The organism is Scandinavium sp., from assembly GCF_051650185.1.
In the GTDB taxonomy this organism is placed as follows: Bacteria; Pseudomonadota; Gammaproteobacteria; order Enterobacterales; family Enterobacteriaceae; genus Scandinavium.
This window is the reverse complement of the sequence record NZ_JBOFIN010000131.1, coordinates 44,117-58,650: the sequence shown is the minus strand read 5'-3', so window position 1 is coordinate 58,650 and position 14,534 is coordinate 44,117. Positions and strand designations below refer to the sequence as shown.

14 protein-coding genes are annotated in these 14,534 nt (G+C 54.8%); 4 read left to right on the top strand and 10 right to left on the bottom strand.

What is annotated here, in order from left to right; all coding sequences use genetic code 11:
• Position 1 precedes the first annotated feature (1 nt).
• The 9 genes from dam to ACRCWW_RS17735 all read right to left on the bottom strand — a co-directional run bounded on the left by dam (position 2) and on the right by ACRCWW_RS17735 (position 7,595).
• Positions 2-823, bottom strand: coding sequence for an adenine-specific DNA-methyltransferase (gene dam / locus ACRCWW_RS17775; protein ID WP_438683579.1), 822 nt, complete (start codon positions 821-823; stop codon positions 2-4).
• A gap of 121 nt (positions 824-944) precedes the next feature.
• Entirely contained in the window at positions 945-2,243 is a 1,299-nt protein-coding gene (gene damX / locus ACRCWW_RS17770) for a cell division protein DamX (RefSeq protein ID WP_438683578.1), read from the bottom strand.
• 89 nt (positions 2,244-2,332) lie between these two features.
• Positions 2,333-3,421 carry a 3-dehydroquinate synthase gene (aroB, locus tag ACRCWW_RS17765; protein ID WP_438683577.1) on the bottom strand — a complete coding sequence of 363 codons (1,089 nt, stop codon included), beginning with the start codon at positions 3,419-3,421 and terminating at the stop codon, positions 2,333-2,335.
• A gap of 171 nt (positions 3,422-3,592) precedes the next feature.
• Positions 3,593-4,114 carry a shikimate kinase AroK gene (gene aroK / locus ACRCWW_RS17760; protein WP_297196781.1) on the bottom strand — a complete coding sequence of 174 codons (522 nt, stop codon included), beginning with the start codon at positions 4,112-4,114 and terminating at the stop codon, positions 3,593-3,595.
• A gap of 270 nt (positions 4,115-4,384) precedes the next feature.
• Entirely contained in the window at positions 4,385-5,620 is a 1,236-nt protein-coding gene (gene hofQ, locus ACRCWW_RS17755) for a DNA uptake porin HofQ (RefSeq protein WP_438683576.1), read from the bottom strand.
• Positions 5,535-5,882, bottom strand: coding sequence for a HofP DNA utilization family protein (locus ACRCWW_RS17750; protein ID WP_438683575.1), 348 nt, complete (start codon positions 5,880-5,882; stop codon positions 5,535-5,537). Before ACRCWW_RS17750 ends, hofQ begins: the two co-directional genes overlap by 86 nt.
• A gap of 43 nt (positions 5,883-5,925) precedes the next feature.
• On the bottom strand, positions 5,926-6,348 hold the full coding sequence (locus tag ACRCWW_RS17745; RefSeq protein ID WP_438683574.1) for a HofO family protein: 423 nt from the start codon (positions 6,346-6,348) through the stop codon (positions 5,926-5,928).
• A complete protein-coding gene (locus tag ACRCWW_RS17740; RefSeq protein ID WP_438683573.1) occupies positions 6,332-6,859 on the bottom strand; it encodes a PilN domain-containing protein in 528 nt (175 codons plus the stop codon). The genes ACRCWW_RS17745 and ACRCWW_RS17740 overlap by 17 nt, the downstream gene beginning before the upstream one ends.
• 13 nt (positions 6,860-6,872) lie before the next feature.
• Positions 6,873-7,595 carry a pilus assembly protein gene (locus ACRCWW_RS17735; RefSeq protein WP_438683572.1) on the bottom strand — a complete coding sequence of 241 codons (723 nt, stop codon included), beginning with the start codon at positions 7,593-7,595 and terminating at the stop codon, positions 6,873-6,875.
• 118 nt (positions 7,596-7,713) lie between these two features.
• Between ACRCWW_RS17735 and mrcA the strand changes: the two genes are divergently transcribed.
• Entirely contained in the window at positions 7,714-10,266 is a 2,553-nt protein-coding gene (gene mrcA, locus ACRCWW_RS17730) for a peptidoglycan glycosyltransferase/peptidoglycan DD-transpeptidase MrcA (RefSeq protein WP_438683571.1), read from the top strand.
• A gap of 88 nt (positions 10,267-10,354) precedes the next feature.
• On the opposite strand, the gene nudE is transcribed toward mrcA, so the two are convergent.
• Positions 10,355-10,915 (bottom strand): ADP compounds hydrolase NudE, encoded by a 561-nt coding sequence (gene nudE, locus ACRCWW_RS17725; protein ID WP_330985001.1) that lies wholly within the window; start codon positions 10,913-10,915, stop codon positions 10,355-10,357.
• 319 nt (positions 10,916-11,234) lie between these two features.
• Here nudE and ACRCWW_RS17720 point away from each other — a divergent pair, with 319 nt between their 5' ends.
• From ACRCWW_RS17720 to hslR, 3 genes are all read left to right on the top strand, one after another.
• Positions 11,235-13,382 carry an intracellular growth attenuator family protein gene (locus ACRCWW_RS17720; protein ID WP_438683570.1) on the top strand — a complete coding sequence of 716 codons (2,148 nt, stop codon included), beginning with the start codon at positions 11,235-11,237 and terminating at the stop codon, positions 13,380-13,382.
• Between the two features lie 68 nt (positions 13,383-13,450).
• The gene (yrfG, locus tag ACRCWW_RS17715; RefSeq protein WP_330984999.1) at positions 13,451-14,119 is read left to right on the top strand and encodes a GMP/IMP nucleotidase; all 669 of its coding nucleotides are present in this window, start codon (positions 13,451-13,453) and stop codon (positions 14,117-14,119) included.
• Between the two features lie 10 nt (positions 14,120-14,129).
• Positions 14,130-14,531, top strand: a complete 402-nt coding sequence (gene hslR, locus ACRCWW_RS17710; protein WP_438683569.1) for a ribosome-associated heat shock protein Hsp15 — start codon at positions 14,130-14,132, stop codon at positions 14,529-14,531.
• Positions 14,532-14,534: the final 3 nt, after the last annotated feature.

Sequence of the window (14,534 nt, the reverse complement as noted above, 5' to 3'; positions counted from 1 at the left end):
TTTATGGGGCAACCGGGCGATAGAGCGCCAGCAGTTCATCCACCTTCTTTCGCGTGCCGCCATTGCTGCTGATGCTGCGGCGCACTTTGACCTGGTATTGCTTCGCCGCTTTGTACCACTCGCGAGTGGCGGGCGTGTCATGGTTCGAAATTAACACCGGTATTTGCTTACTGACCAGCTTTTCTGCCATTTCTGCCAGGTGCTTTTGCTGGTCTGGCGTGAAGCTGTTGGTGTGGTAGGCAGTAAAATTGGCGGTCGCTGAGAGCGGTGCATAAGGCGGATCGCAGTAAACCACCGACTCTTTATTCGCCATGGCCATGCACGCTTCGTAAGACAGGCAATAAAACTCGGCGTGCTGCGCCTTCAGCGCAAAATGGTTCAGTTCCGCTTCCGGGAAGTAAGGCTTTTTGTAACGCCCAAACGGCACGTTGAACTCGCCTTTCAGGTTATAGCGACACAGGCCGTTATAGCCATGACGATTCAGATACAAAAAGAGCACCGCACGACGCAGCGGCTCCTTGCACTGATTAAACTCATCCCGCAGTTGATAATAGATTTCAGACTGATTATGAGCGGGGGTGAACATCAGGCGCGCTTCGCGAATGTATTCGTCGGTGCGGGTTTTAACGATGTTGTAGAGATCAATCAGGTCGCTGTTGATGTCCGCCAGAATGTAGCGGGAATAGCTGGTATTGAGGAACACAGAACCGGCCCCGACAAAGGGCTCGATAAGACACTCGCCCTTCGGCAAATGTTTTTCAATATCGTTGAGCAGCGGGTATTTTCCCCCTGCCCATTTCAAAAAAGCGCGATTTTTTTTCATGCTGTCTGACTGCTTACACTTTCCCCGGCTGAGGAGAAAAGGCTCCTACAGCATCCTGCGCTTAAAAACACAGTCGCCTTCAGCCCGCGAATGCAGACTGAAGGCGCTGTGTCATGGACGACTACTGCTTCAGATCAGACTGAACCTGATGCAACGGTTTTGCCCATGGGTTTTTCGCCTGGACATCCGCTGGCAGCGCGGTCACTGCGCGTTTCGCTTCGTCTTTCGAAGCATAAACGCCGCTCACCAGCACATACCAGGGCTGACCATTGCGGGTGGTCTGATAGACCACATATTTTTGAATATTCTCTTTCTTCGCCCAGTTGTTCAGGTTGTCGTAGTTCGACGAACTGCTGAGCTGCAGGGTGTAATGGCTACCTGGTGCAGATTTCAGGGAACCTACATCACCCGTTTCTTTGCCGCCAGTGGCCGCAGAAGCCGTGGCTGCCGGAGCCGTTGTCGCCGCAGGTTTCGCTGCTGCGGTGGCGGCTGGTTTTGCCGCTTCAACTGGTGCAGCCGGTTTTACAGGCGTGCTGGTGGCTGCCGTCGTGGTTTCTGTACGCTTCGGCTGAGTAACAGGTTTTGGCTCGGCTTTGACTGTGGCCTGAGGCTTAGTCTGCGGCTTCGGCTCAATCACCGTGTGCTTACGTTCAGGGCGTGAAGTTGCCGCTGGAGCCGTTTCTGCAGTACTGGTGGTCGCCTGACGCGGAGCGCTGCCGCCGCGAACAGGTGCAACAGTGGCAGGTTCGGTCGGCAGAGTGGAGTTCGCCACCGCGCTGTCAATCTGGCCTTGCTGCTGGTTCAGTGCATTGTTCAGGTCGCCCTGAACTTCAACACGCTGCTGACCATCAGGCGCAACGGTATTCTGACCCTGAGTGGGGGTAGAGGAAATGGGCGGCAGAGAGACATCCTGCTGTGGATTTCCTGCGGCTTGTCCCGCTGGCGTCGCGCCTGGCGCAGGCTGTGCACCGTTTGCCTGATCGGCAGGCGATCCATTACTTCCGGACAAATCGACGCTCTTCTCACCGGAAGTCGCTGCTTGCTCGCCAGAAGTGGACGGCGCTTTCAGTGCAGAGCCGATACCAATAATCAGAACCAGCAGGACGACAATCCCCAGACCCATCATGATGTACTGGCGAGAAGCCGGTTTGCGGGCAGGCATTTTTTTGCGTTTGCGTGGACGACGCTCAACGGGGGCTTCTTCCTCGCCGTCGTCATCAGATTCGTAATACTCTTCTTCCTCTTCGCGCTCATCACGCACTTTACGTGCGCGAGCCGGGCGGCGCTCGTCGGAGTCTACATCAACATCATCGAAGTTGATCTGCGGATCGTTTTCACGATCGGAAGACTGACGGGAACGACCAGCACGACGATCGCTGGGATCGGGTTTCAGCTCGTCTTCTGGTTTGAATTCATCCATTTAACACCCCACTAAAAGGCTTATGCCAACGACACTGCACATCACCTGAAGTTATAACGCCGCAACAGCGGCATGACCTTTCTTATTAGTTACGCCTGCTGAGTATCAGCAATAGCGCCAAGAACCACATCGTGCGCCACACCACCACGCACTTCACTTTTGCCAATTGCCAGCGGCAACACCAGACGCATTTCGCCTGCAAGCACCTTTTTATCCCGCATCATGTGCGGCAGGTAAGCTTCGGCTGACATCTCTTGCGGCCCGGAAACCGGGAGGTTTGCGCGCTTAAGCAAAGCAATAATACGCTGAGTATCCTGTGCTGCAAACTGACCGAGACGTTCAGAAGCATGCGCCGCCATGACCATACCGGCCGCAACAGCTTCCCCGTGCAGCCAGTTACCGTAGCCCATTTCGGCTTCGATAGCATGACCAAAGGTGTGCCCCAGATTCAGTAAAGCACGTAAGCCTGTTTCTCGCTCGTCTGCCGCAACAACTTCGGCTTTCAGCTCACAACAGCGACGAATACAGTAAGCCATCGCTTTTTCATCCAGCGCCAGCAAAGCATCGATATTGTTTTCAAGCCAGGAGAAGAAGTCTGCATCCAGAATGATGCCGTACTTGATGACCTCAGCCAGGCCCGAGGAGAGCTCGCGTGCAGGCAGGGTTTTCAGGCAATCGAGATCGACAACAACATTCACTGGCTGCCAGAAGGCGCCAATCATGTTCTTACCGAGAGGATGGTTAACGGCTGTTTTGCCTCCAACGGAGGAATCAACCTGAGAGAGGAGCGTGGTCGGCACCTGGATAAAGCGCACGCCGCGCTGATAACTGGCAGCAGCAAATCCTGTCAGATCGCCCACTACCCCACCACCCAGCGCGATAAGCGTAGTATCGCGACCGTGCGGTTTCTGAAGCAATGCAGTGAAAACGGTGTCCATCACCGCCAGCGTTTTGTACTGCTCGCCGTCCGGAATGATGACGCTGTCGACTTTCACGCCAGCCTGCTCAAGCACCGATCGCACCTTGTCCAGATAGACAGGCGCCAGTGTTTCATTGGTGACCAGCATAGCCTGGTCGCCGGATTTCAGTGGCAGAAAGGAAGCTGGATCGTTAAACAAACCAGCCGCGATGGTAATCGGGTAACTACGTTCCCCGAGAGTTACAGTGAGCCTCTCCATAACGCGACGTCCACCTTGGTTACTTGAATTCACTGGCGAGCTACACGCTATCCTTCAGGCTGCTTTTTATCACTGGCTTTTTGCGCCCCGGTTGCTGGCCTATGCCAGCAAGAGTTCACGCCGTTGCCGCCATGATGCAGCTTGAACGATGCCGTATAGCGCTAACCAGAATCAGTTACTTTCCAGCATATGAATAATTTGGTTCGCCACCACTTTCGCGCTCTGATCGTCAGTGCGAATGGTGACATCAGCAATCTCTTCATACAGAGGATTGCGCTCGCCCGCCAGGGCTTCCAGAACTTCACGCGGAGGCGTTTCAACCTGCAGCAACGGGCGCTTTTTATCGCGCTGAGTGCGTGCCAGCTGTTTTTCGATCGTTGTTTCAAGATACACAACGACGCCACGGGCGGAGAGGCGATTGCGAGTTTCACGGGATTTCACAGAGCCGCCGCCAGTAGCCAGCACAATACCCTGTTTTTCCGTCAACTCGTTGATGATTTTTTCTTCACGATCACGGAAACCGTCTTCGCCTTCAACATCGAAGACCCAGCCCACGTCAGCGCCTGTGCGTTTCTCAATCTCTTGATCAGAATCGTAGAATTCCATGTTGAGCTGTTGAGCTAACTGGCGCCCAATAGTGCTTTTGCCGGCACCCATAGGCCCAACCAGAAAGATATTGCGTTTCTCTGCCATTTTTTCGGTACTACTAAGACTATTTCGTTAATAATAAACCCGCGCCGTGAACACCTTTGACGACGCTGGACATGAACTGAAACCTCATATGCGATAGTGCGAGAGTCAGACCGAAAATTATCTCAATACTCCGGCAGGTTTGGCAACTCTAATCATTACCGGATTTTGCAGGGCGCCGACTCTCAAATCGGTACTCCTTGTATGCTAAATCCGGTCCCACGTCAAACACCTGAAACGTGTTCAGTAAGAAAAAGCGTTGCCTGAAAACGTTTATTGCACAGAAATAATACGCGGCGTAATGAAGACGACCAGCTCGCGTCGCTCGCTATCTTTGCCATCATGGCGGAACAATTGTCCCAGCCACGGAATATCCCCCAGCAGCGGCACACTGTCTTGTGCCGACTTGCTCTTGCGCGAGAAAATGCCGCCTAACGCCAGCGTCTCACCGCTTTTCACTTCCACCTGAGTTTCAATTTCCTGCTTATCAATAGCCAGGACTTCACCGTCGGCCTGCTGAAGCACCTGACCCGGCATGTCCTCCGTTATCTTCAGTTTTAGACGCACCCGGTTCTTCTGTAATACCGTAGGCGTCACTTCCATCCCCAGTACTGCCTCTTTAAATTCAACCGATGTCGCACCGCTGTCGCCACTGGACACCTGATACGGAATTTCGCTGCCCTGTTTGATGCTCGCCGGTTGCAGATGTGAAGCTAATAGATGAGGGCTGGCGATGATCTCCACTTGCTGCTTTTGCTCCAGCGCAGAGAGTTCAAGCTCCAGCAGACGCCCGCTGATTTTGCCAATATTAAACCCGGCATGCGTTGTCGCAACGCCGACAGAAAGATCGGCTGTCAGCGTCGTCGCTTTCCCTGCTCCAGCCCTGCCTTCGGCATCCGCCAGGCTCCACTTCACGCCAAGCTCACGCAGGCTTTTTTCGGTCATGGTGACGATATGCGCCGTGAGCTCCACCTGGCCGACGGGCTCATCCATCTCTGCGGCCCAGGCTAGCAGGTCTGTCAGATGCGCCTCGTCGTCTTTGATAAGCAAGCGGTTCGTTCTTTTATCTACTGTTAGCGTTCCCCTGCTGCTCAGCAGCTTCTCCCCGGCTTTTGCGAGTTCGGTAGCATCCGCATAATGCACCGCAACGCTTTGGCCTTTCAGCGGCAAGGCAAGTTGCTGCTTCTGGCGCTCGGCTTCGTTTTGAGCCTGTTTCTCAACAAGCCAGCCTCGAGTATGAACAAATAAGATGTTGTTGCGGGTTTCAAGCACCAGGCCCGCGCTGTTGAGCACCGTCTGCAAGGCCTGTTTCCACGGCACGTTCTTCAACTGCAGAGAAATTTGCCCCTTTACGTCTGGCGCTATCACAATGTTACGCTCGCCCAGCCCGGCTAAACTCTGCAGCAACTGCACAACGGGCACCTCATCGACCGCCAGCGTGACGGTTTTTTCTTTCGCTATGGCGACTGTCGTCAGGAACAGCAGCCCCAGCAGTATCCTTCGAATCATGGTTCGTTCCTTCTTTAACCCAGCGCCACTGCGAGGGTTCGCACTCTGCATTAAGGGTGAGATCAATCTGATCCGGGGTGATGCCTGAGACAGTCCAGCGGTTCTCCAGCTGTTGCCCTGGTCGCAGGCGATGCCATTTCCCTTCGGCATCCTGCACAATGCCGGTCACTTGCCCGCCAAAATCAGCCATGCCACGGTAATGCCACATCGCCAGCTGAGAGGCAGAACAGTTGTCCTCGGGAACCTTGAAAGGGTCGCGCATCCCTAATAACCCTGGAATGAACACCAAAAATAGTACGCGCCAGCTATTCATTACCCAAGGACTCCAGTTGCAGCGTCATCCTTAAGCTTCCTTTATCAGGCTGCAGACTGAAGGCTTTGATGGCTCGGTCACTTGCGGCAAGTCGGCTAAACGCCCCCATCAACGTCGGCCACTCTCCTTCAAGCACCAGCTCTCCCCCGGAAGCCGCTGGCTGCCAGCTCACCAGGCTGCGCTGAAATGCCAGAGCGGAAAACGGAACCGTTGTCGAAAGAGGGATTTGATTTTGCTCTATCCGTAATGGCATCACTTTGCTCCATTGCGCCCGCAAGCTGTGGCCCGACGGCTGCCGCTCAGGGGAGTGATAGCAAATCACACAGATAATGGCCGACAGCAAAAGCATCACTGCCCAGCTTCCAGGCCGCGCAGATTTTGGTAAATCGCACCAGCGATCAGCGAGCGCTAACATCAGTATCCCCCACTCGCAGCTGGTAACTGAATTGCCATCGCCCCTGCTTATCCTGTCGGGTTGGCCCCGGCATGACGGAAACAAAGCCGGGCAAACTTTTGACCATCTGATCGACGGAGGAAAGCGCGGGAAAGCGCATTGCCATGCCAGCCAAACTAAACTGATTACCCTGCCACTGAAGCGCGGTCAGCCATGCCTGTTCGGGTAGCTTTTCGGCCAGCGTTAGCAACATGGCTTCCCAGTTCGCTGTCTGTTTTCGCCTGAGTTCATGTGCCTGCGCCGCTGCCCAACGCAGGTGCTGTTCGCGAAGTGCTTTCTCCTTATTAGCCAATAGCGCTGATAACGCGCTTTCATTTACGCGATACACTTCCTGGCGGGCTAAGAACTGGGTGTGCGCCAGCCGCCCCGTCACAATCTGGAGAATAGCCGCCAGCCAGAGACCGGAAAACATCATGGCCCAAAACCGCACGCAGCTACGGCGTCGCGCTTCCCGCCAGCTCAGTAAATTCACCGGGCGCCTCATCTCAGCTCACTCCCACAGCCAGCGCAAGTGCGATGGCAAAAGCATCACCGTTTTCGGGCAGAGGCGGCTGGAGTTGGTTTAACGGGAACCAGGGATTGAACGTTTCCCCAACCCGGGACTGGGTAGTACAAGGAAGAAATTCGTCTGGCTGAACAGGGCCACTTCCCCAACTTTCACGCGTCGCCCATAGCCAGCGCTCCCCATCGTACCAGCACAAGCCCGGTACCGCCTCTGACACCCAGGGCAGGAAGCTTTGCAGCGCACAGGCATCCGGCGTAATCGCAAACAGATTCAGCCTGGCGGCGCGCAAGCGCTGTTGCAAAAGGCTGATGTCCTTTCGGCGCGCAGCTGTCACGCTATAGCTGTTCGCGTCAGTATTGTGGAAATCAAAAGCCAGCGTGTTGGCGGGCATCTCAAGCTGCTGCGAGACCGTGTTAACTATCCACTGAACCTGCTCGCTTTCTCGCAAGGGCATCTGTGGTGGGGGTAATTGCTTTTGCAGCGTATCGCCTGCGGGGAGCGCAACCGCAATCCTGTGATAACGTGGCATTTCGCGCCGAATTTTGCATAACGCTGCAATCGCTTTTGGCTCTGTCACCTCTTCTGTAAGAGGGACTTGCCACCAGCGGCGTAATGCCAGTCCAAACCGTGTTCTTTGTAGCGCAACACAGACCACGCTATCTTGCTGAAAGTGCAACCCTGCTTGCCAGTGACTGTAAGTCATTCTTACGATCTCCTTATCCTTCAAACCATTCCGGCTATATCAATGCTTCTGGCTTGCCTTTATACTACCGCGCGTTTGTTTATAAACTGCCCAATTGCCACTTAATGGGAAATCTCCGGTGAAGTTCGTAAAGTATTTATTCATCCTTGCAGTCTGTTGCATTCTGCTGGGAGCAGGCTCGATATACGGCCTCTACAAATTCATTGAGCCGCAGTTGCCTGACGTTGCCACGCTCAGAGACGTGCGCCTGCAAATCCCGATGCAGATCTACAGTGCCGATGGCGAGCTCATCGCACAGTACGGTGAAAAGCGCCGTATTCCCGTCACGCTCAGTCAAATGCCGCCTGAACTGGTCAAAGCCTTCATTGCGACAGAAGACAGCCGCTTCTATGAGCACCACGGCGTCGATCCTGTTGGGATTTTCCGTGCGGCAAGCGTAGCCCTGTTCTCCGGTCACGCTTCGCAAGGGGCGAGTACCATTACTCAGCAGCTCGCGCGTAACTTCTTCCTCAGCCCTGAAAAGACACTGACGCGTAAGATCAAAGAAGTCTTTCTGGCGATTCGCATTGAGCAGTTGCTGAACAAAGACGAAATTCTTGAGCTCTACCTGAACAAGATTTACCTCGGCTACCGCGCCTATGGCGTGGGTGCCGCGGCGCAGGTCTATTTTGGTAAATCGGTCGATCAGTTGACGCTTAGCGAAATGGCCGTCATTGCCGGCCTGCCTAAAGCACCGTCAACCTTCAACCCGCTGTATTCGATGGACAGAGCAACAGCGCGTCGTAACGTCGTCCTGTCGCGCATGCTGAGCGAGAATTACATTACTCAGGATCAGTACAACGACGCCGTCGGCCAGCCGATTGATGCCAGCTACCATGCGCCGGAAATCGCCTTCTCTGCCCCTTACCTCACGGAAATGGTGCGTCAGGAGATGTATCACCGTTACGGTGAAAAGGCATATGAAGACGGCTATCGCATCTACACCACCATCACCCGCAAAGATCAGTTAGCCGCGCAAACGGCTTTGCGTAATAACGTGATGGATTACGACATGCGCCATGGTTATCGCGGCCCGGCTAACGTGCTGTGGAAAATTGGCGAGACGCCGTGGGACAGCAAAAAAATCACTGACTCCCTGAAGAGCCTGCCAACTTATGGGCCGCTTGAGCCTGCTGTGGTGACAGCCGCAAATCCGCAGGAAGCCACCGTGATGATGGCGGACGGCACCTCCATCGCGCTGAACATGGACGCCATGCGCTGGGCGCGTCAGTATCGTTCTGATACTCAGCAAGGCCCGACACCGCGCAAAGTCACGGATGTCGTACAGACAGGGCAACAAATTTGGGTTCGCCAGGTGGGTGAAACCTGGTGGCTGGCGCAGGTGCCGGATGTGAACTCTGCGCTGGTGTCCCTCAATCCGCAAAACGGCGCGATCATTGCGCTGGTTGGCGGTTTTGATTTCAACCAGAGCAAATTTAACCGCGCGACCCAGGCGCTGCGTCAGGTCGGTTCCAACATCAAGCCATTCCTGTATACCGCCGCGATGGATAAAGGCCTGACGCTGGCCAGCATGCTCAACGATGTGCCAATCTCGCGCTGGGATGCCGGAGCAGGTTCAGACTGGAGTCCGAAGAACTCGCCGCCAGAATATGCGGGCCCGATTCGTCTGCGTCAGGGTCTGGGTCAGTCCAAAAACGTGGTGATGGTCCGCGCGATGCGTGCGATGGGCGTGGATTACGCCGCAGAATACCTGCAACGCTTTGGCTTCCCGGCGGATAACATTGTTCGCACCGAATCACTGGCGCTCGGTTCCGCTTCCTTTACCCCACTGCAGGTAGCCCGTGGCTATTCCGTGATGGCCAACGGCGGTTTCCTGATTGACCCGTATTTCATCAGCAAGATTGAAAATGATATGGGCGGCGTGATTTTTGAAGCCAAACCGAAAGTGGCTTGTGCCGATTGCGATATTCCGGTGATTTACGGCGACACGCAGAAATCAAACGTGCTGGAAAATCAGAACGTGGAAGATGTCGCCACCTCGCAGGAGCCTCAAAACTCCTCCGTGCCGATGCCAAGCCTTGAGCAGGCGAACCAGGCGCTGGTTGCGCGCAGCGGCGGTCAGGAATATGCCCCGCACGTGATCAGCACCCCGCTGTCGTTCCTGATTAAGAGCGCCCTGAACACCAATATCTTTGGTGAACCAGGCTGGCAGGGAACAGGCTGGCGTGCAGGCCGTGACCTTAAGCGTCATGACATCGGCGGAAAAACCGGGACAACCAACAGTTCGAAAGATGCCTGGTTCTCCGGTTATGGCCCGGGCGTCGTGACCTCCGTATGGATTGGCTTTGACGATCATCGCCGCGACCTTGGCCGCACCACGGCCTCCGGGGCAATTAAAGATCAGATTTCAGGTTATGAGGGCGGTGCCAAGAGCGCACAACCTGCCTGGGATGCCTTTATGAAAACCGTGCTGGAAGGCGTGCCGGAACAACCGCTAACGCCACCGGCAGGCGTGGTGACTATCAATATCGATCGTGCGACAGGCCAGCTCGCCAACGGTGGCAATAGCCGTGAAGAGTACTTTATTGAAGGGACGCAGCCGAACCAACAGGCCGTTCATGAGGTAGGGACAACGCTCATCGATAACGGTGAAGCACACGAGCTGTTTTAATTCCTGAAGAGAAATGCCCGGTGGCGCGATGCTTACCGGGCCTACGGATGTTGTAGGTCGGGCAAACAAAGTGCCGCCCGACAGCGCCCTAAAGTCGTCCCTGCCCTTTGAGCCATTCGCGCACAAGGAACAACGCGCTGACATTGCGGGCTTCGTTGAAGTCCGGCTCGTCCAGCAGGCTCATCAGATTCGCTAACGGCCAGCGAACCTGAGGCAGCGGTTCCGGCTCATCGCCCGGCAATGACTCCGGGTAGAGATCTTCAGCAACGATGATGTTCATTTTGCTGGAAAAGTAGGAGGGTGCCATGCTGAGCTTTTTCAGGAACGTCAGCTGATTCGCCCCGAAGCCCACTTCCTCTTTCAGCTCGCGGTTTGCCGCTTCCATGGCGCTTTCGCCAGGGTCAATCAGCCCCTTGGAGAAGCCCAGTTCATACGATTCTGTGCCCACGGCATATTCGCGGATTAGGATCAGGTGATCGTCAACAATCGGCACTATCATCACGGCTTCCCGCGTCGAAGGACGCATTCTTTCGTACACGCGACGTTCGCCATTGCTGAATTCCAGGTCCACACTTTCCACAGTAAACAGCCGTGAACGAGCAACGGTTTCAACTTTATGCAGGGTGGGTTTTGTTAATGGTTTATCCATGGTGACCTGATTTTTCTGTGATAACAGGGTAATTGTGCGACATGCCGCACAGTTTAGGCAATTCCTGATGCTATGTATTTACATTCGCATAACTTTTTGCCGGAGTCACTTTTTTGATCAAAAAGTCAAGAGGTTGCAATGAATTTGAGAATTTGCTGATATTCGCACTTACTGACCTCTGATATCCTCAAATGTTGCGTCAGAACGTAATTAATCTTTCAAGTTCTGGGTGATGCGTGCCGATAGCTAACTACGGGCTCACGTTCTGTGTTAATGGGCAACCGACGAAACCTGTAAGAATAAGTATGATGGGAAAAGCATGGGCACCTTTTTGATTCTCCTCGCTGCTATGCTGGTCTGCGCATTGCTTGCAGGGTGGTTTTATCGACAGCGCTTACAACACGGAAGACTTCCCCGGCTGCATGCTTTTGTGGGCGCGACCACGCGTAAACTGAGCGCGGACGAACGCGCTGCCGCTGAAAGCTATCTCGAAGGCCTGAGCCGCACGCAGGAAGTGCCCGCTTCCGGTGCCACTGTTGCGCCGACTGCGTTAACCCTCAATGCCCAAAGCAATATTGTCTACTGTGTCACCCGATCGATCACTCGCTACGGCATCACCACTGACGATCCGAACAAATGGCGCTACTTCCTTGATTCCGTCGAGATTCACCTCCCGCCGTTCTGGGAACAGTACATCAATGATGAGAATACGGTAGAGCTGATCCACACCGATTCATTGCCGTTAGTCATCTCGCTCAACGGCCACACGCTTCAGGATCACAAACAAGAAGCTCGTGGTTACGCACTCGAACAACGTTCTGCCACTCAGGCTTCCATTCGCGGTGAAGAAAGCGAACAGATTGAACTGCTGAATATTCGCCAGGAAACTCGCGAAGAGTACGCGCTGAGCCGTCCGGATGGTTTACGCGAAGCGTTGCTTATCGTCAGCGCCTTTCTGCTGTTCTTCTGTGCGTTGATGGTGCCAGAGGTCTTTGTACCCTGGGTGGCTGGCGGCGCAGTGTTGCTGCTGGCCTTTGGGCTTTGGGGTCTTTTTGCGCCACCGTCTAAAACGTCGCTGCGGGAGATTCACTGCCTGCGAGGCACGCCAAAGCGCTGGGGCCTGTTTGGTGAAAACGATCAGGAACAAATCAACAATATCTCACTGGGGATTATTGACCTGATTTACCCGCGCCACTGGCAGCCGTACATCGGCCAGGATTTAGGCCAGCAAACGGATATCGATATTTACCTCGACCGCCATGTCGTGCGTCAGGGCCGCTTCCTGTCCTTGCACGAAGAGGTGAAACATTTCCCCCTTCAGCACTGGCTGCGTAGCGCCATTATCGCGGGCGGAGCCTTACTGATTGTGATGATGCTGTGGATTAGCGTTCCACTGGGAATGCCGTTTAAATTCACGCTGTCGTGGTTGAAAGGCGCGCAGACGATTGAAGCCACCACCGTGAGCCAGCTCGATAAAGCAGGCGTTCGCGTGGGCGATACGCTGCATATCAGCGGCACCGGCATGTGCAATATTCATTCGCCAGGCACCTGGACGGCGCAGGAAAACTCGCCGTTTATGCCGTTCGACTGTTCGCAGATTATCTGGAACGATGCGCCTCCGCTGCCGCTACCGGAATCCGAAGTTGTTACCAAAGCCACGGCGCTGATGCAGGCGGTGAACCGTCAGCTGCATCCTAATCCGGATGACAGCTCCCGCGTGAGCCCGGCATTGCGCTCCGCCATTCAGAAATCAGGCATGGTGCTGTTGGATGACTTCGCCGACATCGTGCTGAAAACGAAAGATTTGTGTTCCGCTGAAGACGACTGCGCTCGCCTGAAAAATGCGCTGGTTAACCTCGGTAACACCCGTGACTGGGAAACGCTGACCAAACGAGCCAGCTCCGGCAAGCTCGACGGCGTTAACGTTCTGCTTCGCCCGGTTAGCGCAGAATCTCTGGATAATCTGGTCACCACCTCTACCGCGCCGTTTGTGATGCGCGAAACGGCACGAGCGGCACAAGCGTTAAACAGCCCTGCACCGGGCGGCTTTTTGATTTCCAGTGACGAGGGCAGTGACCTGGTCTCGCAGCCCTGGCCATCCGTTTCTCTCTATGATTATCCGGCTCACGAACAATGGGCTGAGTTTCAGCGCCTGGCCGGGATGCTAATGCACACCCCCTTCGTGGCAGAAGGTATCGTCACCAACCTGACCACCGATGCAAACGGCACCCGTCATATTAATCTGCATCGCATTCCGGACAGCTCCGGGCTGTGGCGTTACATCAGCACCACTCTGTTGATGCTGGCGATGCTGGCATGCTGTTTCTGGAACGCGCTTCAGGCCATTCGACGCTATCAACGCCATCGTATGCGCAGGGTGGAAATACAGAAATATTATGATAGCTGCATCAACCCGGTGCTGATCCCTTCCGGTGAGGCCCTACGCCAGGAAAGCTCAGACAGCTAAACCGCCCTGCTCCCGCAAGCGCGGCCGGTGTGATACCCTGTCGCGCATTCTTCGGCTGGAGACGCAACATGCATTTTGATATCGCCTGGCAAGAGGTGGATACCGTTTTGCTGGACATGGACGGTACCCTTCTCGATCTCGCCTTCGACACCCATTTCTGGCAAAAGCTGGTTCCTGAAACCTATGGCGCACAAAACGGCCTCAGCGTTGAGGAAGCGAAGCTGCGGATAAGTCAAGAATATCACGCCGTGCAGCATACGCTAAACTGGTACTGTCTGGATTACTGGAGCGACCGTCTTGGGCTTGATATCTGCGCCATGACCACCGCGCAAGGCCCAAATGCCGTGCTTCGCGAAGATACGGTCCCTTTTCTGGATGCCCTGAAAGCCAGCGGGAAGCGTCGGGTGCTGCTCACCAATGCGCATCCACACAATCTGGCCGTGAAGCTGGAACATACTGGCCTGGCTTCACACCTTGATTTATTACTTTCCACCCACACATTTGGTTATCCGAAAGAAGATCAGCGCCTGTGGCGGGCCGTCGCAAAAGAGACGGCGTTAGACGCACACAAAACGGTGTTCATTGACGACAGCGAGCCCATTCTGGATGCCGCGGCATTATTCGGCATTCGTTATTGCCTGGGCGTCACCAATCCGGATTCTGGCGTGGCGGAAAAGCAGTATCAGCGTCACCCGGCACTGAATGATTATCGTCGGCTGATCCCCGCGATTCGGTGAAGGAGAAACCATGAAAGAGAAGCCTGCAGAAGCCGTCCGCCTGGATAAATGGCTCTGGGCAGCCAGGTTTTACAAAACCCGTGCTCTGGCGCGTGAAATGGTTGAAGGCGGCAAAGTTCACTACAACGGCCAGCGTAGCAAACCGGGCAAAGCGATGGAGCTGAACGCCACACTGACGCTTCGTCAGGGGAATGACGAACGCACGGTGATTGTGAAAAGCATTTCCGAACAGCGTCGCCCGGCCTCTGAAGCGGTTCTGATGTATGAAGAGACCGCGGAAAGTATCGAGAAACGGGAAAAAATGGCCGTCGCCCGTAAGCTGAATGCGCTGACCATGCCGCACCCGGATCGTCGCCCTGATAAAAAAGAGCGCCGGGACCTGATGAGATTTAAACATGGGGACAGCGAGTAACCG